Genomic DNA, 13,186 nt, shown 5'->3' on the forward strand with positions numbered 1-13,186 from the left:
TAATCGAACGTGAGGCCGCGACGTACGTGAAAGCTCGGACGTCCTAGTACAAGGAGTGCAGACGTGAGCGCGGTCCGTCACAACCAACGGTGAAGGACACGCAACCATGACGACGCCCACGATCGAGCTCAAGCCCTCATCCACCCCGCTGTCCGCCGCGGAGCGCGAGGGGATCCTGGCCCATCCGGGATTCGGCCGCCACTTCACCGACCACATGGTGACGATCAAGTGGACCGAGGGCCGCGGCTGGCACGACGGGCAGCTCGTGCCCTATGGCCCGCTCTCCCTCGACCCGGCGACGAACGTCCTGCACTACGCGCAGGAGATCTTCGAGGGGCTCAAGGCCTACCGCCGTCCCGACGGCACGGTCGCCACGTTCCGCCCCGACATGAACGCCAAGCGCTTCCAGCACTCGGCCTGGCGCCTGGGCATGCCGGAGCTGCCGGTCGAGACGTTCATCGAGGCCTGTGACGTGCTCGTCCAGCAGGACAAGGACTGGGTCCCGGCGCACGGCGGCGAGGAGTCCCTCTACCTGCGCCCGTTCATGATCGCGACCGAGGTCGGCCTGGGTGTGAAGCCGGCCTCCGAGTACCTCTTCATCGTCATCGCCTCGCCGGCCGGCGCGTACTTCCCGGGCGGTGTGAAGCCCGTCTCCATCTGGCTCTCCGAGGACCGCGTGCGCGCCGTCCCCGGCGGTGTCGGCGACGCCAAGACCGGCGGCAACTACGCCGCCTCGCTGCTCGCGCAGGCCGAGGCCGCCGCCAAGGGCTGCGACCAGGTCGCCTACCTCGACGCCGTCGAGCACAAGTGGGTCGAGGAACTGGGCGGCATGAACCTGTACTTCGTGTACGGGAACAAGATCGTGACGCCGACGCTGACCGGCTCGCTGCTCGCCGGTGTCACCCGCGACTCGCTCCTCCAGGTCGCCCGCGACCTCGGCTACGAGTCCGAGGAGGCCCGCGTCTCCATCGACCAGTGGCAGGCCGACTCCGAGTCCGGCGCGCTCACCGAGGTCTTCGCCTGCGGCACCGCCGCCGTGATCACGCCGGTCGGCACCGTCAAGCGCGCGAGCGGTGAGTGGCAGCAGTCCGGCGGCGAGGCGGGCGAGGTCACGATGAAGCTGCGCAACGCGCTCCTCGACATCCAGCGCGGCACGTCCGAGGACACGCACGGCTGGATGCACCAGCTCGGCTAGTCCTCGGCCGCGAAGGCCGAAAGGGCCGCGCACACGACGTCCCCCGTCCCGCAGCCGCGGGACGGGGGACGTCGTGTGTCAGGCCTGGGCGTCGGGGGCGTCGGGGGCCGTGATGATGCCGAGCAGGTCCTCGCGCGCGTTCGGGCCGAACATCATCGTGAGGTTGGCCGCGGACTCGGCCGCCTTCTCCTCGCCGCGCGGGAACATCTCCTTCTCGTAGGCCGCGAGCGCCGCCTCCGGGTCGTCCGGGTGCTCGACGATCGCGCGGGCCAGCTCGGCGCCGTCGAACATCGCGAGGTTGGCGCCCTCGCCGGCGAACGGCGACATCAGGTGCGCCGCGTCGCCGAGGAGGGTGACGCCCGGCGTCCGCTCCCAGGTGACGCCGACCGGCAGGGCGTGGATCGGACGCGGCGTCAGGGGCAGTTCGGCGTCCGCGATCAGGGCGCGCAGCCGGTCGTCCCAGCCGTCGAAGACGGCGAGCACCGCGGCGCGGGCGGCCTCCGGGTCGGTGAAGTCGATCGTGCCGAGCCAGTCCTCGGGCGCCTTCACCGCGGCGTACGTGTGGACGCGGTCGTCGCTCTCGCGGTGCGTGAGCAGGGCGCGCTCGTCACCGAGCGCGAAGGCGCTGCCGCCGCCGGTGAACGCGGCGATCTCCGCGTGCCGCTCGCTGCCCGGCAGCACGTCGGCCTCCACGAAGGAGATGCCGGTGTACGCGGGACGGGCGTCGGTCAGCAGCGGGCGGATCCGGGACCAGGCGCCGTCGGCGCCGACGAGCAGGTCCGTGGTGAAGCGCTCGCCGTCGGCGAGGGTGACCAGGTGGCGGCCCGGGACGTCGGTGGGCTCGGCGGCGGTGACCTTCGCGCCCCAGCGGATCGTGCCGTCGGGGAGCGAGTCCAGCAGGAGGCGGCGCAGGTCGGCCCGGTTGATCTCGGGGCGGCCGCCGTTCCCGTCGTCCGGCTCGTGGTGGCGCAGGGTGCCGTCCGGGTCGATGACCTTGGTCTCCTCGCCGCCGGTGAGGACCAGGGCGCGGAACGCGTCGTGGAGACCGGCGGCGCGCAGCGCGACCTGCGCGGTGTCCTCGTGCAGGTCGAGCATCCCGCCCTGGGCGCGGGCGTCAGCAGAGGCGTCCAGGTCGAGGAGGGTGCAGGGGATGCCGTGCACGTGCAGGACACGGGCGAGCACGAGGCCGCCGAGGCCCGCGCCGACGACGGCTATGGGGTGGTGGGGCGTGGTGGTGGTCATGGTGGCCTCCCTGGGTGCCGCGGCACGGGCACGGTCGTCATGGTGTCCCCGAGGTGTCCGGTTCTTCCCTTTCACGATAACGAACATGTTCGTAACGAACAAGTTCGTCGCAGGGCCGCCGGAAGCCCGGTGCCGGTGCCGGGTGGGTCAGGGGCTCGTGACGGGCGGCTCGGGCGCCGCCGTGATGCCGGCGATCAGGGCGGCGAATCCCCAGTTCAGCCGTCCGGGGGCGCCCGCCGTGAGCACGTCGGCGAGCCGGACGAGCTCCGGGTGCCGGGCGGGAGAGGCCGAGGTGATCGCGGCGAGGGCGGCGTCCATCGTGCCCGCGTCGTCGCCCGCGTGTTCGGTCGCCGTCGCGGTCGCGTACTGCAGGAGCAGGTCCACCCCCCAGGCGGCCCGGGTGTCCGGCACCCCGCCCTCGCGGAGCAGCACGAGCACGGCCTCCACCAGGTCCAGGTAGTGGTCCCCGGCGGGGTGCACGGTCAGTGCGGACCTGGCCAGCGACGGATAGCGGAACAGCATGTCCAGGTACGAGGTCAGCAGGCGGGTCAGCCGCTCCTGCCAGTCGCCGGACGTCTCCCGCGCGGGCCCGAGATCCACCTCGGCGAGCAGCTCGTCGAGGACCGCCGCGTGCAGCTCGTCGGTGTTGCGGACGTAGACGTACAGCGAGGCGGGGCCGGTGTCGAGCTCGTGGGCGAGGCGGCGCATCGTCACCTTGCCGAGGCCCTCGGTGCGCAGGACGTGGACGGCGGCGGCCACGATGCCGTCCCGGCTCAGGGCGGGCTTCGCGGGCCGCTCGCGGCGGCTGCGCGGGGTGCGGTTCGGGTCGGTGCTGGTCACGGGCCTACGGTAGCCGCAGCGCCCGCCCGACCCGGTTGTTAGAACAGTGCTCAAACGAATAATGCAAGCATTTCCCCGATGCCCGGTCCTGTGTTTAGAGTGGCATTCAAACCACGAGGAGGTGCGACGGCGTGCGACTGACCCCCACCGAGCGCGACCGGCTGCTGCTGTTCGGCGCGGCCGAGCTGGCCCGCGCCCGCAAGGCGCGCGGCCTGCGGCTGAACGTGCCGGAGGCGACGGCCCTGATCGCCGACACCGTCTGCGAGGCGGCCCGGGACGGGAAGCGGCTCGCCGAGGCGATCGAGGCGGCCCGGTCCGCGCTCGGCCCGGACGACGTACTGCCCGGTGTCGCCGACGTCGTCACCGAGGTCCACGTCGAGGCCGTCTTCGACGACGGCTCGCGGCTCGCCGTCGTGAGCGACCCGATCGGCGCGGGCGCCGGGAGCGAGGCCCCGGGCGCTCTGCTGCCGGGCCCCGAGCACACCGACCGGGAGCCGGAGGTGACGCTCACCGTCACCAACACCGCGACCGTCCCCGTCTCCGTGACCTCCCACTTCCACTTCTTCGAGGCCAACCCCCGCCTGGACTTCCCGCGCGCCGCCGCGTACGGCATGCGGCTCGCGGTGCCCGCCGGCTCCTCGGTGCGGTTCGGGCCCGGCGAGAGCGCCGAGATCGGCCTCGTGCCCATCGGCGGCGCCCGGATCGCCGTCGGCTTCGCCGGTCTCGTCGACGGACCGCTCGACGCGCCCGGCGCCCGCGAGGAGGCCCTGCGCCGCGCGGCCGCCTGCGGCTACCTGGGCGTCGCCGGACCCCCCGAGGACCCCGCGACCGATGAGGAGGCCGCCCGATGAGCCGCCCCGGAGGCCACCCGGCCGAAGCCCGCCGCCTCACCCCGTACGAGTACGCCGCCACGCACGGCCCGCGCGCCGGTGACCGCGTCCGGCTCGGCGACTCCGGGCTCACCGTCAAGGTCGAGTCCGACTCCCAGGCGTACGGCGACGAGTTCCTCGCCGGGTTCGGCAAGACCGCGCGCGACGGGCTGCACCTGAAGGCCGCCGCCGTCCGCGACACCTGCGACGTCGTGATCAGCAACGTGGTCGTCATCGACGCCGCGCTCGGCATCCGCAAGGTCTCCATCGGCATCCGCGAGGGCCGTATCCACGCGATCGGCCGCGCCGGGAACCCGGACACGCTCGACGGGGTCGACGTCGTCGTCGGGACCGGCACGTCGATCGTGTCCGGTGAGGGGCTGATCGCCACCGCCGGAGCCGTCGACACCCACGTCCACCTGCTGTCGCCGCGCATCATGGAGGCCTCGCTCGCCTCCGGCGTCACCACGATCATCGGCCAGGAGTTCGGCCCGGTGTGGGGCGTCGGCGTGAACTCGCCGTGGGCCCTCAAGCACGCCTTCTCCGCGTTCGACGCCTGGCCCGTCAACATCGGCTTCCTGGGCCGGGGTTCGTCCTCCGACGGCGCCCCGCTCGTCGAGGCGCTCGCCGAGGGCGGCGCCTGCGGATTCAAGGTGCACGAGGACATGGGCGCGCACACCCGCGCCCTGGACACCGCGCTGCGCGTCGCCGAGGAGCACGACGTCCAGGTCGCCCTGCACAGCGACGGACTGAACGAGTGCCTCTCGGTCGAGGACACCCTGAAGGTGCTGGAGGGCCGGACCATCCACGCCTTCCACATCGAGGGCTGCGGCGGCGGTCACGTACCGAACGTGCTGAAGATGGCGGGCGTCCCGAACGTCATCGGGTCCTCCACCAACCCCACCCTGCCCTTCGGCCGGGACGCGGTCGCCGAGCACTACGGCATGATCGTCTCCGTCCACGACCTCAAGCCCGACCTGCCCGGCGACGCCGCCATGGCCCGCGACCGGATCCGCGCCGGGACGATGGGCGCCGAGGACGTCCTGCACGACCTGGGCGCCATCGGCATCACCTCGTCCGACGCGCAGGGCATGGGCCGGGCGGGCGAGACCGTCCGCCGTACGTTCGCGATGGCCGGGAAGATGAAGGCCGAGCTCGGCGACCCGGGTGTCGGCCACGACAACGACCGCGTCCTGCAGTACATGGCCAAGCTGACCATCAACCCCGCCATCGCGCACGGCCTCTCGCACGAGATCGGCTCGCTGGAGCCCGGCAAGATGGCCGACATCGTGCTGTGGCGCCCCGAGTTCTTCGGCGCGAAGCCGCAGCTCGTGCTCAAGTCCGGGTTCCCCGCCTACGGCGTCGTCGGTGACCCGAACGCGGCCACCGACACCTGTGAACCCCTCGTCCTCGGGCCCCAGTTCGGGGCGTACGGCGCCACGGCCGCCGAGCTGTCGGTCGCGTTCGTCGCGCAGGCCGCCGTCGACCAGGGCCACGACGGGATGCCGACCCGCCGGCGCCGCGTCGCCGTGCGCGGCACCCGCGGCATCGGACCGGCCGACCTGCGCCTCAACTCCCGTACCGGCGCCGTCGACGTGGACCAGCGCACCGGCCTGGTCACCCTCGACGGCGAACCGCTCAGCTCCGAGCCGGCCGAGTCCGTCTCCCTCAACCGTCTCTACTTCCTCTGAGGTCCTCGCGATGACGTACTTCATGCCGCCCGAGTGGGCCCCGCACCAGCGCACCTGGATGGCGTGGCCGGGCCCCAACCCGACCTTCGCCGACGACACCGAGCTGGCCGAGGCGCGCTCCGCCTGGGCCGCCGTCGCCCACGCCGTACGCCGCCACGAGCCCCTGACCATGGTCGTGGGAACGGGCCAGCTCGACTCGGCCCGCGCACTCCTCACCCCCGACATCGAGGTGGTGGAACGGGATCTCGACGACGCGTGGATGCGCGACATCGGCCCGACCTTCGTCAAGGACCCGGCGAGCGGCGAACTCGCCTCCGTGGACTGGACGTTCAACGGCTGGGGCGCCCAGGACTGGGCCCGCTGGGAGCACGACTCCAAGATCGCCCGGCACGTCGCCGACCTCGCGGGCACCCCCGTGCACTCCTCGCCCCTGGTCAACGAGGGCGGCGCCATCCACGTCGACGGCGAGGGCACCGTCCTGCTGACCGAGACCGTGCAGCTCGACCCCGACCGCAACCCGGGCCGGACCAAGGAACAGGTCGAGGCCGAGATCCACGCCCGTATCGGCACGTCCAAGGCGATCTGGCTGCCGCGCGGACTCACCGGCGACTACGGCGAGTTCGGCACCCGCGGGCACGTCGACATCGTCGCCGCGTTCGCCGCGCCCGGTGTCGTCATGGTGCACTCCCAGCGCGACCCGGCCCACCCCGACTTCGAGGTCAGCCGGGAGATCACCGGGCTGCTCGGCGCCGCGACCGACGCCCAGGGCCGCCCCCTGGAGGTCGTCGAGATCCCCGCCCCGACCCTGCTCGCCGACGACGAGGGCTGGGTCGACTACTCCTACATCAACCACTACCTGTGCAACGACGGCGTCGTGCTGTGCGGCTTCGACGACCCGCGCGACCAGGAGGCCGCCGCCCTGTTCCGCCGCCTCTTCCCGGGCCGGGAGGTCACGCTCGTCGACGCGCGGACGATCTTCGCGGGCGGCGGCGGCATCCACTGCATCACGCAGCAGCAGCCCGTCGCCGGGGTCTGAGGTGAACCGCCGCCGCACCCCGGCCCCGCCCCTGGACACCGTGCTGGCCGCGGCCATGGCGATGATCGCCGAGAGCGGTCTGGAGCGGCTCACCATGGCCGCGCTGGGCCGCGAGGTCGGCATGAGCAGCGGCCACCTCGCGTACCACTTCGGGTCCAAGGACGAACTGCTGCTGCGGACACTGGAGTGGAGCGAGGGTCAACTGGGCCGCGAACGGAGCCAGTTGCTCTCCCGGGAGGGCAGTGTGCGGGAACGCCTGGACGCGTACGTCGACCTGTACGTGCCCGAGGGGCACCGCGATCCGCACTGGACGCTGTGGATGGAGGTGTGGAACCGCTCGCGCAACGCCGACGACGACGCCCGCGCCCGGCAGGCCGCCATCGAGCGGGCCTGGCACCGCGACCTCGTGGCGCTGCTGGCCGAGGGGATCTCGCAGGGCGCGTTCCGGGCCGTCGACCCGGACCGGTTCGCGGCGCGGCTGCGCGCGCTGCTCGACGGGTTCTCCATCCACGTGGCGATCGGTCTCAGAGGGGCCGGCCGGGACCAAGTCCTCACCCACGTGCGGGAGTTCCTGGACGACGGGCTCGCCGTTCCCGACGCATAGCGGCGCGTCCAGGTTGTACGTCTTACGAAGGATTGCCCCCGTTGTGAGGGTTGCGCTTGTATCGGTGCGGGCTCCCGGTGTCGGACCGGGACGCCCGTGCCGGTCAGCGGCACTCATGACACCGACACCACGGGGGAACCACCACATGCACCGCACCGCACGCGTCGGCCTGCCCGCCGTCCTCGCCGCCGCGGCCGTCGCGCTCGCGACGACGTCCGCGTCCGCCGCGCCACCGGCGCCCCGCACCGAGCGGATCTCCGTCACGGCCACGGACGCCGAGGCGGACAGCGGCTCCGGCGGAGCGCAACTGAGCGCCGACGGCCGCTACGCCGCGTTCACTTCGTACGCCGGCAATCTCGTGCCCGGCGACCCTCACGACACGAACGACGTCTTCGTGCGCGACCTCGCGAAGGGCACCCTGGAGCGGGTCAGCGTCGCCTCCGACGGCACTCCCGGGGACCGCCAGTCCGAGGCCGCCGGGATCAGCGCCGACGGCCGCTACGTCGTCTTCCGCTCCAACTCCACCAACCTCGCGCCCCGCGATCCCGCGGCCGCCGACTGGGCCTACGACGTCTACGTCCACGACCGCAGGACCGGCACCACCGAGCGCGTCAGCACCACACCCGACGGCGCTCCCGCGTACGCGAACTGGACGGCCGGCATCTCCGACGACGGCCGCTACGTCGCGTTCAACGCCCGCCCCTCCCAGCTGGAGCCCGGCGAGACGGACATCAACCCGGCCGTCTACGTCCACGACCGCACCACCGGCGCCACCGAGCGCGTCAGCAACCGCGCCCACCCGGCGCTCGCCGGGTACGGTCTCGCGATCAGCGGCAACGGCCGCTACGTCGCCTACACCCAGAACGGGGTGCGCAGCGGCGACGGCCTCGTCCACGTCCACGACCGGCGGACCGGCACCGAGCAGCAGGTCAACGTCACCCCGGAGGGCGCGCCGTCCGCCCTCGGCGGCTGGTCCCCGTCGCTCTCCGACGACGGCCGGACCGTCGCCTTCGTGTCGTCCGCGCAGGACCTGGTGGCGGGCACCCCGGACGTCTCGCCCCGCCAGTACGTCCGCGATCTGCGCACCGGCACCACGCGGCGCGTCGACCCGGTGGACGGCGGTGAACCCGGTTCGTACGCCGGACAGTTGAGCGGCGACGGCCGCTATCTGGCCTACGGGGTGCGGTTGCGGGTGCCCGGCACCGAGTACGACGTCGCGGAGAACGTGTACGTACGCAACCTGCGTACGGGCGCCTCGACCCTGGCGAGCGTGTCCGCCGGCGGCGGGCCCGTGACGGACGCGGACGTGTACGCGGGATCCCTCGACGCGCACGGCCGCCGCATCGGCCTCGGCACGGGCTCGGCCCAGCTGGTGCCGGGGGACACCAACGGGCTGTCGGACGCCTTCGTGCGCGGGCTCCGGCCGGGCTCTAACCGACGGTGAAACGCACGGGCGTACCCGGTACGGCCTGCGCCGCCGCGGCCAGGGCCGCCTCCGGGACGACGGCGATCACCGGGTAGCCGCCGGTCGTCGGGTGGTCGTGCAGGAAGACCACCGGGCGGCCGTCCGGCGGCACCTGCACCGCGCCGAGCACCATGCCCTCGCTGGGCAGTTCACCCGCCGACTTCCGCTCCAGGGCCGGGCCCTCGGTGCGCAGGCCGATGCGGTTGCTGTGCACCGAGACCGTGAACGTCGCGGTCAGGAAGGTCCGCAGCGCCGCGTCGGTGAACCAGTCGGCACGGGGGCCGCAGCGGGCCGGGAGGACCAGCTCGGCGGGCGGCGCGGGCCAGGGTGCGGCCCCGGACAGCGCCGGGGGAGCGGTGCGGGCGGACCGGCCGACGGGGAGCAGGTCGCCCTCCGCGAGCGGGGCCGGGCCGAGGCCCGACAGCAGGTCGGTGGAGCGGCTGCCGAGGACCGGCTCGACGGTGATGCCGCCGGCCAGGGCGACGTAGCTGCGGATGCCGTGCGTCGCCGGGCCGATGTCGAGGGCGGCGCCCGCCGGGACGCGGACCGGGGCGCCCCAGGCCGCGGGGCGGCCGTCGACGGTGACCCGGCACGGGGCGCCGCCCACGACGGCGGTGACCGGCCGGTCGGGGCGCAGGGCGCAGCCGGTCAGGGTCGTCTCCAGGACAGCGGTGCCCTCCGGGTTGCCGGCCAGTCTGTTCGCCAGGTGCATCGCGGGGGCGTCCAGGGCGCCGGAACGGGGGACGCCGAGGTGGGCGTGGCCCGTGCGGCCCGTGTCCTGGATCGTGGTGAGGGCGCCGGGCCGGGTGACCGTCAGTTTTGTCGTCATCGTTCGTCCGGTTTCGGCTGGGCGCCGTGGGGGGTGCTGTCGTTCGCCGGCCGGCTGTCGTTCGTGGCTGGTCGCGCAGTCGGGGCGAACTCGACGCGGGTTCCGGGGGAGAGGAGGGCCGCCTGCTCCCTCCCGGGGTCCCACAGGGCGGTCGGGTCCGGCATCGTGCCGATGATCTGCCAGCCGCCGGGGGTCGCCCTCGGGTACACCGCCGCGTACGGGCCCGCCAGGGCCACCGCGCCCGCCGGGACCCGGGTGCGCGGGGTGGACCTGCGCGGGACGTGCAGTTCCCGCGGGAGTCCGGTCAGGTAGCCGAAGCCGGGGGCGAAGCCGCAGAACGCGACGCGGTAGGAGCACGCGGCATGGCGCGCCGCCACCTCGTCCTCGGGCACGCCCCACAGCGCGGCCACCTCGGCCAGGTCCGGACCGTCGTACACGACCGGGATCGTCACCACGTCACCGTCCGCCGGGGGCGTCGCCGGGACGTCCCAGGTGGTCAGCGCGCGGGCGAGCACGGCGGGGTCCGGGACGCCGTCGAGCAGCACCGTGCGCGCCCCGGGCACGATCTCGGCGACCGGCGGCAGCGTGCCCGCCGCCCGCCGCCGCAGCAGCTCCGCGTGCAGCGCGCCCGTGCGCTCGGCGTCGGGCAGTTCCACCAGGAGCGCGTGGCGCCCGGCGGGCCGGACCACGAGGCCGGTGCCGGTGGCGTGTGCGGTCACGCGAACGCCCCCACCCGCACCCCGGCGTCCTCCAGCGCGGCCCGGACCCGGGCCGCGATCCGGGCCGCGCCCGGGGTGTCGCCGTGCACGCACAGGGAGCGGGCGGCGACCGCCACGCGCGTGCCGTCGACGGCCTCGACCCCGCCGTCCACGGCGAAGCCGACGGCCCGGCGCACGACCGTGTCCGCGTCCTCGACCACGGCGCCGGGCTCACGGCGCGGCACCAGCGTGCCCTCTGGGGTGTAGGCCCGGTCGGCGAAGGCCTCGCGGACCGGGGTCAGGCCCGCCTCCTCGGCGGCGGCCAGGAGCCGTGAACCCGGCAGCCCGAGCACCGGCAGCGCGCCGCCCGCGAGCCGGACCCCCGCCACCACGGCGTGCGCCTGCGCCTCGTCGCGCACCGTCCGGTTGTAGAGGGCGCCGTGCGGCTTCACGTACGCCACCTCGGCGCCCGCCGCTTCGGCGAAGACTCTCAACGCGCCGATCTGGTACGCCACTTCGGCCGCCAGCTCGTCCGCCGGTACGTCCATGGCGCGGCGACCGAATCCGGCGAGGTCCCGGTAGGAGACCTGCGCCCCGATCCGCACCCCGCGCGCGGCGGCCAGGTCGCAGACCCGGCGCATCACGGAGGGGTCGCCGGCATGGAAGCCGCAGGCGACGTTGGCACTGGTCACCACGGAGAGCAGGGCCTCGTCGTCGGTGAGGGTCCAGCGGCCGAAGCCTTCGCCGAGGTCGGCGTTGAGGTCGATCACGCCGGGAGTGTCACCGGGGGTGCCGCCGTGGATGTCGTCCTGGATCACCCCCTCAACGTAAGCGATCGTTCAACAATCCGACAAGGGGTCGATTTGATGGCTGATGCGCCACAACCTCTTGTTCGATCGTTGAACGATCACCTAGGGTCCGTGCATCCCCCACGGAAGCGGACCATCCGTTTCCGTGCCCCTCCCCGTGCCCTCGTCCTGAAGAAGGCGGCCGCATGATCGTGCTTCTCGGCGTGCTCGTGGTGATCCTCGGATTCGTCACGCGCCGCAATCCCGTCCTGGTGGTCGGCGTCGCCGGTATCGTCACCGGACTGCTCGGCAAGATGAACCCGCAGGAGATCCTCGCCGCCTTCGGCAAGGCGTTCGCCGACAGCCGGTCCGTCACCGTCTTCGCCATCGTGCTGCCGGTGATCGGCCTCCTGGAGCGCTACGGCCTGCGCGAGCAGGCCCGCACCCTCATCGGGAAGCTCGGCAAGCTCAGCGCCGGCCGCTTCCTCACCGTCTACCTGCTGGTCCGCCAGGTCACCGCCGCCTTCGGGCTCAACAACCTCGGCGGCCCCGCGCAGACCGTGCGCCCGCTCGTCGCGCCCATGGCCGAGGCCGCCGCCGAACGCACCGCCGGGGCGAAACTCCCCGACAAGCTGCGCGAGAAGGTCCGCTCCTACTCCGCCTCCGCCGACACCGTCGGTCTCTTCTTCGGTGAGGACTGCTTCATCGCGATCGGCTCCATCCTGCTGATCACCGGCTTCGTGAACTCCACGTACCACCAGGAACTCGAACCCACCCAACTCGCGCTGTGGGCCGTGCCGTTGGCCGTCTGCGCCTTCGTCATCCACGGCGCCCGGCTGCTCCTGCTCGACAAGAAGCTGGAGCGCGAGATGGCGCTCGCCGCCGCCGAGCACGACCTGCCGCTGCCGCAGCAGACGCCGGGACAGTCCCGTGAGGAGTCCGCCAAGTGATCAAGGTCGAGTGGCTCTACTGGCTCATCGGTCTCGTCTTCGTCGTCATGGCCGCGCAGATGGCCATGGACCGCAGCAACCCCAAGCGCTGGACGTCCGCGGCGTTCTGGGGGCTGCTCGGACTGACCTTCCCCTACGGCACCGGCGTCGTCGAGGGCGGCGCGAGCTGGACCCTGCCCGCCGAACCGCTCGGCGTCGCCGTCCTCGCGCTGATCGTGCTCGCCGGGTTCAACTTCATCGGCAAGGGCGTGCCCGTCACGACGACGGGGGAGCAGCGCGAGGCCTCGGCGGCCCGGCTCGGCAACAAGCTCTTCGTCCCGGCGCTGACGATCCCGCTCGTCGCCATCGTCTGCGCGTCCTTCCTCGACGAGTCGGGGCTGTTCGAGACCGGCAAGGCCACGCTCATCGGGCTCGGGCTCGGCTGCATCGTGGCGCTGGCCGTCGGCATGCTCGTGACCGGCGAGCGCAAGGTGTCAGTCCCGGTCCACTCCGGCCGCTCGATGCTGGAGGCGATGGGCTCGGCGCTCCTGCTGCCCCAGCTCCTCTCCGTGCTCGGCTCGATCTTCGCGGTCGCCGGGGTCGGCACCCAGGTCGGCAAGATCGTCAACGACGTCCTGCCGGACAACTCCACGTACTTCGCCGTGGTCGCGTACTGCGTCGGCATGTTCCTGTTCACCGTGATCATGGGCAACGCGTTCGCGGCGTTCCCCGTGATGACGGCGGCGATCGGCTGGCCGGTCCTCATCCAGCAGATGCACGGCAACGAGGCCGGGGTGCTCGCGATCGGCATGCTCGCCGGGTTCGCCGGCACGCTCTGCACCCCCATGGCGGCCAACTTCAACATCGTTCCGGCGTCGCTGCTCGAACTGAAGGACCAGTACGGGCCGATCAAGGCCCAGCTGCCGACGGCGCTCGCGCTGCTCGTCTGCAACATCGTGATCATGGCGCTCTTCGCCGTCTAGCCCTCCAGGAGGTTTGT

At 73.1% G+C, this 13,186-nt stretch carries 13 protein-coding genes; 8 read left to right on the forward strand and 5 right to left on the reverse strand.

Annotation, left to right across the window (positions count from 1 at the left end; translation table 11 throughout):
* Nucleotides 1-106 precede the first annotated feature (106 nt).
* Nucleotides 107-1,195, forward strand: a complete 1,089-nt coding sequence (locus tag ACVHNB_RS07795) for a branched-chain amino acid aminotransferase (protein WP_428952134.1) — start codon at nt 107-109, stop codon at nt 1,193-1,195.
* Between the two features lie 78 nt (nt 1,196-1,273).
* Here ACVHNB_RS07795 and ACVHNB_RS07800 read toward each other — a convergent pair whose 3' ends face one another.
* The gene (locus ACVHNB_RS07800) at nt 1,274-2,437 is read right to left on the reverse strand and encodes an FAD-dependent oxidoreductase (RefSeq protein ID WP_456227686.1); all 1,164 of its coding nucleotides are present in this window, start codon (nt 2,435-2,437) and stop codon (nt 1,274-1,276) included.
* Nucleotides 2,438-2,584: 147 nt separating this feature from the next.
* Nucleotides 2,585-3,277 (reverse strand): TetR/AcrR family transcriptional regulator, encoded by a 693-nt coding sequence (locus ACVHNB_RS07805; RefSeq protein WP_456227687.1) that lies wholly within the window; start codon nt 3,275-3,277, stop codon nt 2,585-2,587.
* A gap of 131 nt (nt 3,278-3,408) precedes the next feature.
* On the opposite strand from ACVHNB_RS07805, the gene ureA reads away from it, so the two are divergent.
* From ureA to ACVHNB_RS07830, 5 genes are all read left to right on the forward strand, one after another.
* Nucleotides 3,409-4,128 carry an urease subunit gamma gene (gene ureA / locus ACVHNB_RS07810; RefSeq protein WP_456227688.1) on the forward strand — a complete coding sequence of 240 codons (720 nt, stop codon included), beginning with the start codon at nt 3,409-3,411 and terminating at the stop codon, nt 4,126-4,128.
* Nucleotides 4,125-5,837, forward strand: coding sequence for an urease subunit alpha (locus ACVHNB_RS07815; protein ID WP_428952130.1), 1,713 nt, complete (start codon nt 4,125-4,127; stop codon nt 5,835-5,837). The genes ureA and ACVHNB_RS07815 overlap by 4 nt, the downstream gene beginning before the upstream one ends.
* 10 nt (nt 5,838-5,847) lie before the next feature.
* Nucleotides 5,848-6,873, forward strand: coding sequence for an agmatine deiminase family protein (locus tag ACVHNB_RS07820; RefSeq protein WP_428952129.1), 1,026 nt, complete (start codon nt 5,848-5,850; stop codon nt 6,871-6,873).
* A gap of 55 nt (nt 6,874-6,928) precedes the next feature.
* Nucleotides 6,929-7,477 (forward strand): TetR/AcrR family transcriptional regulator, encoded by a 549-nt coding sequence (locus ACVHNB_RS07825; protein ID WP_456228852.1) that lies wholly within the window; start codon nt 6,929-6,931, stop codon nt 7,475-7,477.
* A 145-nt stretch (nt 7,478-7,622) separates the two neighbouring features.
* Nucleotides 7,623-8,921, forward strand: coding sequence for a TolB family protein (locus ACVHNB_RS07830; protein WP_456227689.1), 1,299 nt, complete (start codon nt 7,623-7,625; stop codon nt 8,919-8,921).
* Here the strand turns inward: ACVHNB_RS07830 and ACVHNB_RS07835 are convergent.
* From ACVHNB_RS07835 to ACVHNB_RS07845, 3 genes are read right to left on the reverse strand one after another with little or no spacing between them, the layout of a single operon-like run.
* On the reverse strand, nt 8,908-9,771 hold the full coding sequence (locus tag ACVHNB_RS07835; RefSeq protein WP_456227690.1) for a 5-oxoprolinase subunit C family protein: 864 nt from the start codon (nt 9,769-9,771) through the stop codon (nt 8,908-8,910). The two genes, ACVHNB_RS07830 and ACVHNB_RS07835, sit on opposite strands and share 14 nt — an antisense overlap.
* The gene (locus tag ACVHNB_RS07840) at nt 9,768-10,490 is read right to left on the reverse strand and encodes a 5-oxoprolinase subunit B family protein (RefSeq protein WP_456227691.1); all 723 of its coding nucleotides are present in this window, start codon (nt 10,488-10,490) and stop codon (nt 9,768-9,770) included. The genes ACVHNB_RS07835 and ACVHNB_RS07840 overlap by 4 nt, the downstream gene beginning before the upstream one ends.
* Complete coding sequence (locus tag ACVHNB_RS07845) at nt 10,487-11,239, reverse strand: LamB/YcsF family protein (RefSeq protein WP_428957534.1); 753 nt, start codon at nt 11,237-11,239, stop codon at nt 10,487-10,489. Before ACVHNB_RS07845 ends, ACVHNB_RS07840 begins: the two co-directional genes overlap by 4 nt.
* Nucleotides 11,240-11,463: 224 nt before the next feature.
* Here ACVHNB_RS07845 and ACVHNB_RS07850 point away from each other — a divergent pair, with 224 nt between their 5' ends.
* Nucleotides 11,464-12,207, forward strand: a complete 744-nt coding sequence (locus tag ACVHNB_RS07850) for a DUF969 domain-containing protein (RefSeq protein ID WP_428952125.1) — start codon at nt 11,464-11,466, stop codon at nt 12,205-12,207.
* Nucleotides 12,204-13,169, forward strand: coding sequence for a DUF979 domain-containing protein (locus ACVHNB_RS07855; protein ID WP_428952124.1), 966 nt, complete (start codon nt 12,204-12,206; stop codon nt 13,167-13,169). The genes ACVHNB_RS07850 and ACVHNB_RS07855 overlap by 4 nt, the downstream gene beginning before the upstream one ends.
* Nucleotides 13,170-13,186 lie beyond the last annotated feature (17 nt).

Source organism: Streptomyces sp. YJ-C3, assembly GCF_053891275.1.